General features: G+C 55.1%; 12 protein-coding genes. 11 read left to right on the top strand and 1 reads right to left on the bottom strand.

What is annotated here, in order from left to right; translation table 11 throughout:
• The first annotated feature begins 170 nt into the window (after positions 1-170).
• The 11 genes from HYW18_04160 (at position 171) to HYW18_04110 (ending at position 14,014) form a co-directional block, all read left to right on the top strand.
• Positions 171-716: a sigma-70 family RNA polymerase sigma factor gene (locus HYW18_04160; GenBank protein ID MBI2485309.1), complete on the top strand. Its 546-nt coding sequence runs from the start codon at positions 171-173 to the stop codon at positions 714-716.
• The gene (locus tag HYW18_04155; GenBank protein MBI2485308.1) at positions 713-1,813 is read left to right on the top strand and encodes a hypothetical protein; all 1,101 of its coding nucleotides are present in this window, start codon (positions 713-715) and stop codon (positions 1,811-1,813) included. The genes HYW18_04160 and HYW18_04155 overlap by 4 nt, the downstream gene beginning before the upstream one ends.
• Positions 1,814-1,994: 181 nt before the next feature.
• The gene (locus HYW18_04150) at positions 1,995-5,828 is read left to right on the top strand and encodes a hypothetical protein (protein ID MBI2485307.1); all 3,834 of its coding nucleotides are present in this window, start codon (positions 1,995-1,997) and stop codon (positions 5,826-5,828) included.
• 89 nt (positions 5,829-5,917) lie between these two features.
• On the top strand, positions 5,918-6,613 hold the full coding sequence (locus HYW18_04145) for a tetratricopeptide repeat protein (GenBank protein MBI2485306.1): 696 nt from the start codon (positions 5,918-5,920) through the stop codon (positions 6,611-6,613).
• A 12-nt stretch (positions 6,614-6,625) separates the two neighbouring features.
• Entirely contained in the window at positions 6,626-8,620 is a 1,995-nt protein-coding gene (locus tag HYW18_04140) for a S8 family serine peptidase (GenBank protein ID MBI2485305.1), read from the top strand.
• A gap of 15 nt (positions 8,621-8,635) precedes the next feature.
• Entirely contained in the window at positions 8,636-9,640 is a 1,005-nt protein-coding gene (locus HYW18_04135; protein MBI2485304.1) for an NAD-dependent epimerase/dehydratase family protein, read from the top strand.
• Positions 9,637-10,302 carry a glycosyltransferase family 2 protein gene (locus tag HYW18_04130; GenBank protein MBI2485303.1) on the top strand — a complete coding sequence of 222 codons (666 nt, stop codon included), beginning with the start codon at positions 9,637-9,639 and terminating at the stop codon, positions 10,300-10,302. Before HYW18_04135 ends, HYW18_04130 begins: the two co-directional genes overlap by 4 nt.
• A 2-nt stretch (positions 10,303-10,304) precedes the next feature.
• On the top strand, positions 10,305-10,637 hold the full coding sequence (locus HYW18_04125) for a DUF2304 domain-containing protein (GenBank protein ID MBI2485302.1): 333 nt from the start codon (positions 10,305-10,307) through the stop codon (positions 10,635-10,637).
• Positions 10,630-11,706, top strand: coding sequence for a glycosyltransferase family 2 protein (locus HYW18_04120; GenBank protein ID MBI2485301.1), 1,077 nt, complete (start codon positions 10,630-10,632; stop codon positions 11,704-11,706). The genes HYW18_04125 and HYW18_04120 overlap by 8 nt, the downstream gene beginning before the upstream one ends.
• A complete protein-coding gene (locus HYW18_04115; GenBank protein ID MBI2485300.1) occupies positions 11,697-12,842 on the top strand; it encodes a glycosyltransferase family 4 protein in 1,146 nt (381 codons plus the stop codon). The genes HYW18_04120 and HYW18_04115 overlap by 10 nt, the downstream gene beginning before the upstream one ends.
• Positions 12,839-14,014: a glycosyltransferase gene (locus HYW18_04110; protein MBI2485299.1), complete on the top strand. Its 1,176-nt coding sequence runs from the start codon at positions 12,839-12,841 to the stop codon at positions 14,012-14,014. Before HYW18_04115 ends, HYW18_04110 begins: the two co-directional genes overlap by 4 nt.
• On the opposite strand, the gene HYW18_04105 is transcribed toward HYW18_04110, so the two are convergent.
• Positions 14,003-16,090 carry a hypothetical protein gene (locus HYW18_04105; GenBank protein ID MBI2485298.1) on the bottom strand — a complete coding sequence of 696 codons (2,088 nt, stop codon included), beginning with the start codon at positions 16,088-16,090 and terminating at the stop codon, positions 14,003-14,005. The genes HYW18_04110 and HYW18_04105 overlap by 12 nt on opposite strands.
• Position 16,091 lies beyond the last annotated feature (1 nt).

The following is a 16,091-nucleotide window of genomic DNA, read 5'->3' as shown; positions in this document are numbered from 1 at the left end:
TCTCTTAGTGACAACTAAGTGATCACTAAGAGACGGTGATTTGTGTACGCTAGTGTAGCCAAAAAAGGATGTAAATGTCAAGGTCCGGGTTTGAAATATTGATTTTTTAAAGCTTTTCTGCTATTTTTAGCCACCATGTAACACATGGGCCGAAAAGCGCGTCATCCTACATGCAGACTTTGCGCGAAAAATTCCTGCTCTTCCGCATATTGCGGTTCCGCGATAAGCAAGCCTATGGCGAGCTTTACATGGAGTTTGCGCCTCGTCTGCGCAGATACCTTACCTTCCGCCTGCCGGCTCCGTCCGATGCGGATGATGTCCTCTCGGACGTCTTTCTCAAGGTTTGGGACTATCTGACGGCTACGCCGGTGGATAGTATCAGCGGACTCCTGTTCTCGGTGGCGCGAAACCGCATTTCAGACTTTTATCGCTCACGCGGTCGAAAGGAGACGGTGAGTGCAGATCTTGAGGGGGAGTTATTTTCAAGCGATGCCGGTGTAGAGGCAAAACACATTGAGAACCTTGCCGATGCGGAAGTGGTCCGGCGGGCGTTGAAAGACCTGCCAGAAGATCAGCAAGCCGTTGTTCTTCTCCGCTACTTCGACGGGTTGTCCGTAAGCGAGGTTGCCGATCATCTACAGAAGACAGAAAACAACGTGCGCGTGCTCACACACCGCGCGCTCCGGACGCTGGAGGAGCGTCTGTCAAACCCATGAACTCTCAATTTTTCAAAATAAATCTCCGCTCTCTTCGCTCGCGCGAGGAGTTTGGTGCGACGACTGACGCCAAGCTTGAGGGGGGCCGCTTGGCGCTTTTGCGTTCTCTTGGTGCTGAAGATGTGGCGCGCCCTGTTTATGGCGGGCAACATGTGTGGCAGTTTGTATTGAGCTTTGTTGCTGAGTCTGTCGCACGCCCTCTGGCGGTGGGTGTTTCTTCCATTGTTCTCACACTTGGCGGCTGGGTCGTGGCGGTTAATGCCTCGTCCGAATCTGTTCCCGGCGACACGCTTTATCCTATTAAGATGGCTGCCGAAAAAGTTCACCTTACCCTCACAACGTCAGTCGAACAACGCACAAAGCTTCAGCTCGAATTTGCCGGCCGTCGTTTGGCGGAAATCAAGAATGTCCAGTCGTCCACACGCTCGGGCAAACAGGTGCGCGTGCAAAGCGCGGTAGATCAATTCCGCAAAGAAATGGCCTCCGTAAATTCCCACTTGGCATCGGTGAAAGAGAGCAATCCGTCTGAAGCGGCGGCTCTTGTTGAACTTGTGGGCGAGAAGACGAATGCGTATGCGGCGACCATCCGCAAAGATGTGGCACCGGCAAGCGACGTGCGTGCCGATGAACAAGTATTGGAAAACGTCCGTGGTGCCCAGCAAGATGTCGTTTCTGTGGGACAACGGGCAGTCGAGACGCTGGTGGAGAAACAAGAAACGGTTCCCGGGGGGGAGAGTAAAGACGACCTGCAGAATGTCTTCCGCAACAACCTGAACGATTTGCAGGCGCGCGTGGCGATAGTGAAAGCACGGTTGAGCACAATTCAAGCGGTGTTGGATCGTGGGCAAATGGATGGCGAACTGGCGGCCTCCGCGCGTGCACTCGTGTCGAAAATCCGTGCACAGCTTGTTTCCGTACAGCCGGATTTGGATAAAGCAACGAATCAATTGGTCGCGGGTGGATTCCGGTCGGCATTCGAGACTCTTTCTCGTCTGCAGACCACGATGCTCGTCGTGGACGACCTGTTGGTTCAGCTGGAAATTCAGATCAGTCTACAACCGAAAGAAGAACCCCTCCCGCTTCCCCCAGCCGAGTAATTTCGACGTCCCTTCCCGCTTGTGTGCGCCAAGCGTTCACGAGCGAGAAGGTCTGTTGAACCAACGGTTCAAACGGCCAAGGGCCTCTTGTTAACTCTGTGTCTCTGCATAAAAGGTCGACCCGTAAAAGGCGGGCGCAGGACACTCCGACCTAAAAGTCTCTAATACACAAATGTTACGTATGGATAATTCCCTTCGTTTTGGGAAGAAGGCGCTCACGATGATTGTCGTGGCGGCCACGATCCTTTGGACGGTGGGCATCGCTGCCTTTGCGGTTCCGCAAACGGCCAGCGCGGCTGCTCCCGGCTCATTGGTAAAGGGTTCTCTTTCCACGGTCTACTATTATGCAGCCGATGGACAGCGCTACACCTTCCCGAACGTGAAGACATTCAACTCTTGGTACACGAGCTTTGCTGGAGTTGTAATGCTCTCTGACAGCGAACTGGCAGCGATCCCGCTTGCCGGCAATGTTGTCTATCGCCCGGGCTCACGCTGGGTGAAAATTCAAAGCGACCCCAAGACCTACGCCGTTACGCCAAACGGAGCAATCCGCTGGATTGAAACCGAGGCCGTGGCTATGGGTCTTGCCGGTGCTGCATGGAACACGTTTATTGACGACGTTCCAGAAGTCTTCTTTGTTGATTACTCTGTCGGCTCCTCGTTGATGAGCGCCGCAGCGTATGACGGTATGTATGTGTCCTCTGGTGCCAGCAAGTATGTGGTTTGGGGTGGCCAGAAGCGCTTGGTGTCAGCGGCGGGTCAATCTGCCAATGGCATTCAGGATCGCTTCTTCCTCACGCCGAGCTCCGATGTGCTTGCCTCCGTTCCCGCAGGAGCTGAAGTGACGGGTGCAGAGAATGCTCTCTCGAATCCGGCACAAATCGCGAGTTCTTCGACACCAGCCGCTGGTGGTCTCTCGGTAAGCTTGTCGTCTGACACGCCTGCCGCCGCTACCATCGCGGACGGTGCTTCGCAGGTTCGCTTCATGAGCTTCAATCTTTCCGCAGCCAGCGGCGATGCGACGGTTACGTCTCTCACCGTGACGATGGCGGGACTTGGAGTGACATCGGACTTGAGCTCCCTCTACCTCTTTGAGGGCAACAACCGTCTGACCAACGCTCGCTCGATTAACTCGACGACGCGTACGGCCATCTTCGGTGGTATGTCGCTCAAAGTCTCTGCCGGTCAGACCCGTACCATTACGGTGGTGGGTGACATGACCAACGGTATCAATGGTGGTAATACCATCCAATTCCAGATCGCTTCGGCGGCCGCAGTTGCGTCCAATGCCACGGTGTCTGGTTCGTTCCCGGTTGCAAGCAACGTCATGACAACGTCTGCAACAGACGTCGGTCTTGTGACGGTTGATGACACAGGAACAATCTCCAACCCCAAGGTTGGTGAGATCGCCAAAATTGCGAACTTCCGCCTGACAGCCAACTCCACAGAAGGGTTCAAGCTTTACCGCTTGCGCTTGGAAGTAGACGAGGCTAAGGATCACTCGCAATACGAACTCCGCCAGAACAACTCCGTGCTTGCCACGGGTGCCCAGTCTGGGAACTACGTTCTCTTTGAACTCACGACGCCTTACGAAGTTGCGCAAGGCAATAACCGTGAATTCGAAGTGTACGCAAAGGTTGGTGGGGAAAACAGCGACGGACTTCGCGTCCGCGTTGAGGAAACAACGGACGTCTATGCCATCGGTCTTAAGTACGGGTTCGGTGTGCGCGTGACGAACAACTTCGGCACGGCGTTTACAACCTGTACAACTGATGCTGCTGGCTACGACTGTTCGCAAATCCAGGCTGGTCAACTCACTTTTGCTTTCAACGGTCCTTCGACCGGTGACATTGGGGAGAACCAGAATGGCGTCGTGATCTGGGAAGGAACGTTCACGGCACAGAACCTTGTGGAAATCCGCAACCTCCAGTTCGACCTTGATGGTGGCTCTGGAACGGCAGACTTCTGCACGGGTGCTTGCGGCACGGCTTCTACCACGCACAACTATCAGAACGCCCGCTTGGTCAGTAAGACCACAGGCGCCACGATCAGCGGTCCGTATGACATGACGGTTACGTCTGACACTGTTGCTGCGGTTAACCTGACGGATGACTTTACGATGAATGCCGGTGAGTCCCTGGTGGTCCAGCTCAAAGTGGATGTCCAGGACAACGCCACGTTCACGGATATCTCTGCCAATGACGCCATCCGCGCCACGCTCGATGTCTCTGAAACAACCGCCCGCGATACCAACAATGACTCGCTTACGGTTGGAACGGACATCATTCCTGGCTCGGACCTTACAGGCAACATGCTTACGGTTCGTCTTGCCAGCCTCACCGTAACGGTGGCCAGCACGCCTGCGTCCTCCACGTACGTGAAGGGCACAAGCAACGTTGATGTGGTCGGCTTCAGCTTCTCGGCTGGAACAGCTTCCTCTATCACCGTTAGCTCCACGACATTCAAGATGTATGGAGATGACGATGCGGAACACACAACGAACGACAACAAGGACGTCAACGTGCGCAATACCGTAAACAGCTGCTCTGTTTACGATGCAGCCACAGGCGCCTTGATTGACGGCCCAGAGTCTCCAGCGGCCTTCACGAGCGGCACAGGTTCCGACATCACCTTCAGCGGATTCAGCTGGACGGTGCCGGCGAGCCAGTCGCTTAAGATGGTGCTCCGCTGTAACTTGGCAAACGTGACGCCGACAAGTTCAACGAACGACTCGCTCACGGCCGAGGTTGATGCGGCAGGAGACATCACGGCGGTGGACAAGGATGGTAATGCGGTCAATGGCTCTACGGCCAACACGACGCAGACCATCTTCCAGACGGTTGCCAATGCTGGTTCGCTCACGATCGCTCGCGACGGCGGAAGTCCGAACTCGACGATCCTTCTTAGCAACAGCACGGGTCTCAGCGCTTCGAAGTTCCGCTTTACCTCAAGTAACGAAGCCTTCGTTGTTGATCGCTTGACGATTGACAATACGAGCGGTTCCGATACGGCAGTGGCGAGCGTGGAACTCCATTACGCCAACCAGGCTGGTGAAGCTAAGGTGGCCTCTGGGTTCCTTACGTCGAGCACGTACACGTTCAACGGCCTTGACTTCTATGTGCCGAAGGATGACAACGCCGTGCTCACAGTGAAGATCAACACAGGCGAGGTCAGTTCCTCGAACAGCGCGTCTGGCGACTTGGTCAACCTTGACATGTCCAACCAAGACACGACGGAAGGCGAATTCCGTGCCGTCGGTTCTGGATCTGGCACAACGATTGATGACAGCGATGTAGATGCCTCGTTTACAGGCTCTGGCGCTGGAATCATCGCGGCTTACGATCATGAAATCCGCAAGACCAAACCGACGATCAGCCTCGCAAGCGGCTCTCCGTCCGGCGCGGCCATTGCCGGTATCATCGAAGTGCTCCGCTTCAACATTGCGGCCGACTCTCGTGGCGACGTCAACGTGGAAGAACTCACCTTCAAGATGAGCTCCACGGCGGCAAGCAGCGGAGTGTGGAACGAGTGTACAAGCGGCGGGGCCAGCATGGAGGCGGGCGACGTCTACCTCTATGATTCCGAAGATCTGGCGACAGACCTTGCGGAAGACTCCGACGTAAGTCTCTTGGATAGCGCAGGTGCGTCTTGCGGCAACGGGGAAGACTTGACTTACATCAACATCAACTTCGACGGTTCTACAACGGTCGGAGAAGAGAACATTGCGGCGGGAACAACCGCAACGTACATCTTGAAACTTGATGTACAGGACACGAACTCTCCGAGCGCCGTAAACGACGACTCGCTGCGCATTGACATCCCAGATGAGGTTGCGCTCGATGCGGCCCTCACGACAGATTTCGATGCGATTGTGTGGAACGATTCCAATGCCACTTCTGGCGATATGGACGCTGGCTCTATCGGAGCAGGCGCCAACGACCAGGGCGGCACGAACGGTATCGATGGCGACATGGTGAAGAACCTGCCCATCACCGGTGGATCGCTCATCTTCTAAGCACTCGCTTAGTAAGAACCATAACTCCCCGGGAGACCGGGGAGTTTGGTTTTGCTATCCGTTACTTTCTTGCGTATACTATCGGCATTATGGCCACCAGGCATTATCATGGCGTTGTAGCGGCGGTTGCCGCTGTAGGGGTTGCTCTTCTCCTTATCTTCATTGTCCGGCCTGAGCTTGCGAACCGTTCTGATGAGAAGTTTAAAACCTACATTGACAAAGGACTTACGCCAGAGATGCGGGCGGAATACGATGTGCGCATCGCGACTCTTAAAGCCTCCATCGCGGCCGATGAAAAACCGGATATAGTGAAACTTTTGCGGCTTGGGAACCTCTACTACCAGACGGGGGAACTTGGATTGGCGAAGCAGGAATACAATGCCATTCTTGCGATTAATCCTAAGGACGCGGCGGCACTGGAAAACTTGGGACAGACGCTTGCGGACATGGGTGACGTTTCAGGCGCCGAGGCGCGGTGGTTGCAGGCGCTTGAGGAGAGCGCGCAGATTGTTACCGTTACCCGTCTTGTGGACTTGATCAACGAATCCATTCCAGAACACAAAGACCGCGTAGGAAAAATTCTTGAACTGGCAGTCGAGCAATTTGGGCAGGACCTCTCGCTTGTGGTTCGTCTCGGACACTGGTATCGCGAGGGGGGGGATTATGTGCGGGCGCAGTCGCATTATGAAGTAGCCAAGCAGATAAGTAGTACGACGGACTACGATGAGTTAATTGAGGAAATGCGCCAACTTTCTATTGAAAAGCGCCAAGAGGCGACGCCGTAGAGTATGTGGAGGATGAAACGTGCACTGGTCGTAGGTCTTGCCGTCTTTTTTGTTCCGTTCTCTGTTTTGGCGCGCACGCCCAACGATTTCTTTTTTGGCAACCAATGGTTTCTCCCGAAAGTGCAAGCGCTAGCGGCGTGGGACACGACAACGGGCAGCCGTGAAGTGGTGGTGGCGGTGATTGATACAGGCGTAGATCTAAACCATCCTGATTTTGCAGAGAATCTTTGGAAGAACACGCGCGAGATCCCCGGAGACCGTATAGACAACGATCTGAACGGCTACGTAGACGATGTGGACGGATGGGATTTTGTGGAAAACGACAACAACCCGTCGCCAACAGATCAGATACCGTTCGATCCGGCAGCGATCAATCACGGAACGCTTGTGGCCGGCATTATCGGAGCAGTGGGCGACAATTCCGAGGGGGTGACGGGGATAAGCTGGCAGGTGAAGATTATGCCGCTTCGTATCTTGAATGCGCTCGGTTCCGGAACTGAAGACGCGGCGATTGCCGCAGTAAATTATGCGGTGGCCAACGGTGCCGAGGTAATCAATTTAAGTTTCACTGGTGACCGGATTGACAATACGTTTTCACAGACGATCAAGCGCGCGTACGATCATGGCGTGGTGGTGGTGGCAGCAGTGGGGAACGATGGGCGCAACGGCAAAGCCGATCTCGATGTCCATCCTATTTACCCTGCGTGTCTTTTTGGCTCCACCGGCGAGGATTGGGTCATCGGGGTGGCGGCGTCCACGCGCACTGACGAGAAAGCGGATTTCTCGAATTACGGCAAACGCTGTACGGACATTGCCGCCCCGGGGCTTGAGATGTTCGGCCCTATTTATCAAAACGATCTTAACCAATTTTTCCGTGACTATTATCGAGGCAACTGGCAAGGCACGTCTACAGCGGCGCCGGTTGTAACGGGAGCCGTTGCGCTTCTCCTCTCCCGTTTTCCTTCGCTCACGCCGGAAGAAGTGAAAATTGTACTGCAACTTTCTGTGGATCCCCTGCGCACGGCCGGAACTCCTCACGCGGCAAAAGTGGGGGCAGGACGTCTGAACATTGCTCGCGCATTTGAGATCGCTCCGCACTTTGCGCCGCCTGTCGTGCGAGGTCTCACGCGTTCGCCAGTAGTTTTTGCCGCAGGCCCCGGCGCGCGACCCGAAGTGAATGTTTTCAATGCGGAACGCGAGCATCTTGGGAGCTACCTTGTGTATGATGAGTCATTTACGGGCGGCGTGACGGTGACTGTTGCTGATATTGACCAAGATGGAGAAGCGGAAATCGTGGTCGTTCCGGCAAGCGAGGGAACGGCGCATGTACGATGGTTTGAGATGAATGGAGCGCTCCGCGGGCAGTTTCAAGCGTTTGCCGGTTTCCGCTCCGGGTTTGACGTTGCGGTTGGCGATATCGGCGGTGACGGGCAGATGGAATTCGTCGTGAGCGCTTTTGAGCCTACGGCAAGCCAAGTGGAAATTTATTCGCTTACGGGTGAGCTGGTGAAACGCCTGCCGATGGACCCCGCGCTTCGCGGTGCGCATGTGGCGGTAGGGGATGTGGACGGGAAACTCGGTGACGAAATCGTGCTTACGTCGGCCAATGGGCTTAACCAGGCGATTATCTTGCGTGGAGACGGCACGGAACTCAATCGCATCGAAGTCTTTAATGCTACGGATGCAAAAGGCGTCACGCTGGCGCTTGGCGACGTGGACGGGAACGGGCGGAAAGATATTGTTGTCGGAAGCCGTGACGGCGTGATGGAGGCACGGGCCTTTACCTATCAAGGCACGCTTTTGTGGACGCGCAAACCGCGCTTTGTGGATGTGGCTAAACTTGTACAAGTTGGGGTGGGAGATATTGACGGGAACGGCACGGACGACCTTTTAATGACGGACGATCAGGCGCGTGAGCTTGTGATGTATAAGGGGGACAGCGAAGAAAGATGGAAGACCAACGAGGTGAGCGGGACGGGGGTTACCGTAGGTGCGTGGACATTCTGATATACTAGGGCCTATATGAGTCAAATGCATACAGCGGTAGTGACGGGCGGGGCGGGATTTATCGGCTCCTTTTTGTGCGAGGAGCTTTTGCGGCAGGGGATGCGAGTGGTATGCGTGGATAATTTTGCCACGAGCCATGTGCGCAACATTGAGCCTCTCCTTCAGCATCCGAACTTTCAGTTCTTGCGGTTGGACGTAAACGAACCGTTTGATCTGGAGCGTTTCCGCGAACTTTCCGCGTTTCGGATCCCCTACGACGGCATTCAGGAAATTTACCACTTGGCGTGCCCCACTTCCATTAAACAGTTTGACCAATTTAAGATCCAAACACTTCTCTCAAGCTCGCTTGGAAATTACTATGCGCTGGAAATGGCCGTGAAGTATCGCGCAAAAATCTTACTTGCCTCAAGTTCCGTCGTCTACGGCAAAAGGGAAGACAACACGGCAGAGTTTTTGCCTGAAGAGGCGAAAGGCATTGTGGACCACCTTTCCCCCCGCGCGTGCTACGACGAAGGACGGCGATTTTCCGAAACGATGTTTGAAACGTATCGGCAGGTGCACGGCATTGATGCGCGCATTGCACGTATCTTCCGCACGTATGGTCCGCGCATGCCGCTCTTTGACGGGCATTTGATTCCCGACTTCATTCTGAACGCCATCGAGAGCAAGCCGCTGGAGATTTTCGGCGGCCGACAGTTCCGTACGTCGCTTGTGTATGTGGAGGATGTGGTGGACGGTCTTATCCGACTTATGCGGGCGGCAAAAGTGGAAGGCCCCATTAACATTGGGTCCGACCAAGATCTTCTTCTGTCGGATGTTGCTCAAAAAATTAAGGACATGTTAGGATCGGCTTCGGAGATTGTCGAGCAGCCACCCCTACCGTTTTTGAGCGAGCTTGTGCTGCCGGACATCCACAAAGCGAAAGAGCTCGGCTGGATCCCGCTCATGCGGCTTGAAGATGGTTTGCGTAAAACGGTTGAGTACATCCAAGCCAACAAAATTGTTCTTGCTGCCATGTGAAAATTATTGCGGTTATTCCCGCGTACAATGAGGCGTCGATGGTAGGATCGGTGGTGAGAGCCGCTCTTCCTTTTGTTTCCGAAGTTGTGGTGATTGACGATGGATCGAAAGATGAAACGGCCAAACGGGCAAAAGAAGCAGGGGCTTGCGTGTACGCGCACATAATGAACCGCGGACTTGGGGCGACCCTTGCCACAGGGATTTCTGCAGCGCTCAAGCGCGGTGCAGACATACTTATCACGCTTGACGCCGATGGCCAGCACGATCCCTCCGAGATCCCGCATTTTATCCGCGCAATCGAAGAGAAGCATGTAGATGCGGTTATCGGCTCGCGGCTGCTCCAGAAATCTGGTATGCCGGCGTATCGCCGTTTGTATAATTGGATTGGCAATGCCGTGACGTGGGCACTCTTCGGTCTGTGGGTCACGGATTCGCAAAGCGGTTTCCGCGCGTTCACACGGGCGGGCGCCTCGCGTCTGACGCTTCGGAGCAATCGCATGGAAGTCTCGTCTGAGTTCATTAAGGAAATCCGCGATAAAAATATTTCTTTCTGTGAAATTCCTTGTTCGGTGAAGTACACAGACTACTCTCTGTCAAAGGGCCAGAGCTTTTTTGTGGGACTCTCTACGGCAGGGAAACTTCTCTTGCGTAAACTGATGTAGTTATGCTCGGTATTCAAGTTGCTATTCTCTTGTTCTGTCTGTTTGCCATCGTGCGCGCGCTCGGCCAAGTGCGGCGAGGCCAGCTTTCCCTTGTGCGGGCCGCGGGGTGGGTGTTGTTTTGGCTTGCGGTCGGACTTGTGGCGCTTTTGCCGCAGACAACCCAGTGGTTTGCCAATCGGCTTGGAGTAGGCCGCGGTGCAGATCTCGTCATTTATGTCTCGCTTGCCGCGCTCTTTTATCTGGTCTTTCGTCTCTTTGTGAAACTGGAGCGCGTGGAACAGGACATGAGCCAGCTTGTGCGCTCCATTGCTCTTAAGGAAGATCCTCATGACTAAGCGTGTCGCCGTCATCTCGCTTACCTATTACGACGAGCCTCGTTACCTCAACGAGGCGGCTTTGTCTTTGACGGAGACGGTATACCCGCGTGACCACGTGGCGTGGGTGATTGTAGACAATTCGTGTCACGGCCCTTCCGCGCGATATGTGCGTGAGCATATCGTGCCGCGTTCCGGTCGTAATCTTCCCGAAGTCATCTTTGTGGAGAATGACGAAAACGTTGGCTTTGCAAAAGGGAATAATCAAGGCATCCGCTGGGCGCTTGATCACGGCTATGACTATGTGTTTCTCCTCAACAACGACGCGAAACTCGCTCCTACAACAATCAGCGAAGCTGTTCGTGTGGCAGAGGTGCATCCACAAGCCGGTGCCGTGCAGCCAATGATTCTTCTGTGGAATGATCCGACACGTATCAACACAAGCGGCAACGATATACACTATCTTGGGTTTGGCATCACACGTAATCTTGGAGAGTTCCGCACGTCATATGCCTACAGAGAGGGAGAGAGGATCGGGTACGCAAGCGGTGCGGGAGTGCTCTATCGCGCAAAAGCCCTTCGTGATGTTGGACTACTGGAAGAGTTTTTTTGGATGTACCACGAAGATTTGGAAATGGGGTGGCGACTGCGACTTGCAGGGTGGGAGAGTATCCTTGCCCCTTCGGCGGAAGTTTTTCATGATTACGAATTTCGCCGCAGTACGAAAAAAATGTACTGGATGGAGCGCAACCGCCTGCTCACGCATATTTCCCATTTGTCGTGGCGGAGCCTCCTTCTTCTTGCTCCGGCCCTTCTTTTTATGGAGGCAGTTGTGTTCGCAGGCGCGCTCTCTGGCGGCTGGGGAGGGCAAAAAGTGCGCAGTTGGTTGTGGATGGTAGACCCGTGCTGCTGGCGCTATATACGGAAAACGCGCAAAATGATAGGGCAACTGCGTATGCAAAGTGACCGCGAAGTTTGTGCGCTGTTTGTTGGGCGCATCAAGCATCAAGAGGTTGATCGGTTTTTTGTACGCGCGCTTTTAAATCCCTCCCTCGCTCTCTATTGGATTATTGCAAAGAGATGTCTATGAAAATAGTACAGGTGACCCCCGTGTATCCTCCGTATGCGGGAGGAATCGGAGCCATTGCGCAAGAATACACGAGTCGGCTCCGCGATGCGGGGATGGATGTGCATGTGACCACGCCTGCATACAGGACGAATCACTATACGGAGGATCCTCCGTATGTGCACCGCATGGCACCGCTGGTGGAGTGGGGAAATGCCGCATTTATTCCACGTCTGCGCAGTGTCTTGTCGCAGTATGATCTGATCCACTTGCATTACCCGTTTTTTGGAGGAGCGGAGGTCGTGGCGTTTGAGGAGCTGACCAACAAAAAAATTCCGCTTGTCGTGACATACCACATGGACGTTGTGGCGCATGGCGCGAAGCGGCTTGTATTTGCGGCGCACCGCCGCGCGCTCATGCCGTCCATCATGCGTCGTGCGGACAGGATTCTGGTGAGCTCGATGGACTACGCCGAGTCATCCGACATCCGGCTTATTTTGGACGATATGCGCGTGGAGGAGATTCCCTTTGGCGTAGACCTTGAACGGTTTTCGCCCGGACGCGCCCCCTCTATTCGTGCGCGCCATAATATCCCCGACACGGAGCCGGTGATTTTGTTTGTGGGTGGCCTTGACGATGCGCATTACTTCAAAGGTGTCGCCGTTCTTCTGGATGCGCTTGAGAAGATGGCCGATGTGGGCTGGCACGCGCTCATTGTGGGCGAGGGAAATGCGCGCGCAAGTTATGAAGCCATGACGCAAATAAGCGCCGTGGCCAAGCGCGTGCATTTTGCCGGCAAAGTGGCGCACAAAGATCTTCCCGATTATTACCGCGCCGCAACGGTGCATGTTCTGCCTTCGACCGACCGTTCGGAGGCGTTTGGCATGGTGACGCTTGAGGCGGCGGCAAGCGGCATCCCCTCCGTCGTGAGCGATCTGCCCGGTGTGCGCACGGTCGTGCTTGATGGACAGACGGGACTGCGAGCCGCGCCGCGCGATGCAACATCGTTGGCCGGTGCGCTCCGCACCTTTGTGACAAACCCGACGATTGCGGAGCGCATGGGGGAACAGGCGCGCCGCCGTGCCGAGATTGAGTATGCCTGGCCGCCTATCATTGAACGGCTTGCAAGTGTGTACCGCGGCCTTGTGAAATCCGTGTGAAGATTCTTCTTCTCTCCAATCTTTTTCCGCCCTTCGTGCGCGGCGGCGCGGAGCGTATCGCCGAGCTGCAGGCCAAGCTTTTAGCACGTGCCGGCCACGAAGTCGTGGTTCTTTCCACCACTCCGTCCGGCGCGATGCCCGAGACACGTATGGAGTCGGGGCTCACGGTTCGGCGTTTCCGGCCGCGCAATCTGTATCACACGCTACACGATGCCGGGCAGCCGTTTTGGAAACGCATGCTGTGGCACGCGCGCGACACGTTTGGAAGGTTTCCCGCGGCCCTTGTCGTTTCTGCTATCAAGACGGAGCAGCCGGATCTCATTGTGACGCATAACATGAAGGGATTTGGTCTTCAAGCGTTCCGCGCAATTCAGTCAAGCGGCATCCCGCACGTGCACGTCCTCCACGATCTTCAACTTCTTGTGCCAAGCGGGCTCAAGATATGGGGGGCGGAACATCATTGGCAGACCGAGAGTTTTTTTCAGGGCCGCTATATGGCGACGACGCGTTCCTTGATTGGCAATCCCGCCCTTGTCGTGTCACCCTCGCGCTATCTTTTGGATGAGCACCGCGCGGCAGGATTTTTCCCGGATAGCCAGACAGCCGTTGTGCAAAATCCCGTGTCGTGGGATCCGACGCTTGTGGCCGATGAATCTGGAGGGGAGACAAAAGAACCGGTCGTGTTGTGTGTAAGCCAGCTTGAGCCTCACAAGGGACTCCGTACACTGCTTGAGGCATGGCCACATGTGCAAGGCGCGCGATTGGCCGTTGCCGGAGACGGATCGCTCGTCAAGGAAGTTGCGGCGTTTGTGGGAAGCTGCGCGTCGGTGGAAGTGTTGGGCCGGCTCTCGCCTGCAAAAGTACACGCGCGCATGCAGCACGCGCGCGTGGTTGTCGTCCCGTCTTTGTGTTATGAAAATACCCCCAACGTAATTTTGGAATCCTTATCGGTGGGCACGCCGGTGGTTGCTTCGCGCATTGGGGGTATCCCGGAGTTGTTAGAAGTGGGAGATGGTGAACTGGTGACGCCGGGAAACGCGGAAGAACTCGCGCAGAAGATCAACGTGGTTCTTACGCGACCCAACGCGAGAGAAGAAATCAAAACGCGCGCGGAACGATTCAGCGCGGATCTTTATCGAGAACGTTTTCTTCATCTTCTTTCAACGATCTAGCCGATTGTAACGAAACACGTGCACTGCCCCCTCACGAAGGGCGATCCATTCGTCCGCGTTAGTTTTTGCGGTCTCAATAATCCGCGGCGCCTCCCACCAATAATTGTCTACGACATAATACGCCGTGTACACGCTGGCTTTCTGCATGGCTTCGAGCATAATCTCGCGTGTCGGCCGTTCGTTCATAGCAAGAAACTTCTGGTACATTTCGCCGCCGGTGGGAATAGGGTAGTAAAAGGCGTCATCGTAATATCGCAGGAACCCGTAGCGCTCCACAGCGGCTGCGGCTACCTGCTGGTTGGAGAGCACAAGGTAGTCCGTCGGCGCGTTCTCGTGAATGTATTCCACAGCGGCAACATCTGCCACACTTGTGTTGAACCCGTGGCTCGTCTCGTAGTTATCACGGCGTGGGTAGGTGAGGTAGAACTGGCTCGTGAGGAGGGATGCAACGATGATGCAGAGGAAGGCACGACTCACCACAGGGCCATTCGCTACACGTTCCCACGTGCGCGACAAAAATAAAAGGAGGTAGGGCGCCAAGAAAAAGAACACAAGAACCAGAAGGCGGTTGGCGTAGTTGGACCGTTCGTAATCAATCAAGAAACTGAACTCGACGGCACTCGATAAGAATAGATAGTTGATGAGCATGACGCCGGCCATGATGGCGGGGAGACGAAGAGAAGCCGGCATCGCATGTCGCAAGCTCCAGAGCATCCAGCCACCGATGAGAAGGAAAAGAAGGAGGTGGTTAGCAGAAAAGAGATAGACAACGTCAAGCAAAATGTCGTAGCCGCTTTGGAAGACTAAATTGAGACGCATGGAGTCGAGCCAGGAGAGAGGAGAGACAGCGGAGAGGTCAAACCGCATGGGAAGGCCGGAGATGGCCGAGTTGATAGCAAAGATGATGGGCAAACTCACGCTTCCTCCGAGCGCGACAAGCCAAAGGACTTTTTTAGAGCTGTGCACATGCGCGATGACGAGGGCAAGGTAGAGAAGGGCGGGAATGCCGGCGAGCGGATGGATGGCGAGTGCGGCGGCTGTGAGGAGGGCAAGAGGGCGGAGGCCCAGCCCTTCGCGGGTGGAGAGATAGGGAAGAGAGAGAAGGATGAGGAGGAGCGTCCAAAGATTTGCTAGTCCCTGCGGGGTCGTGACAATCCATCCAGAGAGCGGGAGAAGAAAAACACCAATGAGGGAAAAGAAGCTCCCCCGTTTATTTTTTCCGAGCGTACCGCTTGCGAAATACCACGCGGCGGGGATGAGCAGAGCGGCAAGGACGGGAACGAGAAGCCGATCAACAAGGGGAAGGGAAAGAGAAAAAGCCGAACTGGTGAATAAGACGAGCACATATTGCCCGATGTAGTACAGAGGTTTTGGATCAATAGAACCGAACTGTGCGATGTGGGATTCCGTGGCACGGTGAAGGAAGCTGTCGAATCCAAATCCGAGGGGATAAACGAGAATGGCGACCGCGAGGACCAAAAAAAGAGACGTGACAACGAGGGGGAAGGTGAGCGCGCGGCTCCGTCCGTAGAAACAAAGAGTAGAGAGGATGAGTGCAAGGAGACCGAAAAGCCAAAAAACAACGAGGGGGACACGCTCCCATGGGGACCGCACGGCGTCGAGAATTTCAACATTTCCCACAAGCAGAAAGAGTCCGACGAGAAACGCGATTCCCGCGGCGACGGAGAGAAGAAGGGGGCGGGCAACGGCATGCGGGCGGCTCTTCCAAAATTCACTCAAAGAGGCGGGGTAATGTGGATGAAGAAGCCAGACCGCCACAGGTGTAAGAAGGACGAGCACAACCCACAGTTCTTCTGGAAGAAAGGCGACGTAGTAGAGCGTTGTACCGGCAACCATGAGTGCGCTCAGAAGCAACACGCTCCCGATCGCGGTTTGCCACCACACGGAGAGATTCCGCACACACCACGCGCCAAGCTGTCGGCCAAAGAGAGCAAAGAAGAGGCCGAGGAGAATGACACCGATGAGGGGAGATGCGAAAACAAATCGGTTTGCCACGAATACCGCTAGATAGAAGAAGCTGGCGATGGTATAGTTGATCGGCGCTCGTGCGAGCATA

The sequence above is a fragment of the Candidatus Uhrbacteria bacterium genome (assembly GCA_016187485.1).
In the GTDB taxonomy this organism is placed as follows: Bacteria; Patescibacteriota; Patescibacteriia; order UBA9934; family UBA10169; genus JACPJO01.
This window is presented reverse-complemented; position numbering and strand designations above follow the sequence as displayed.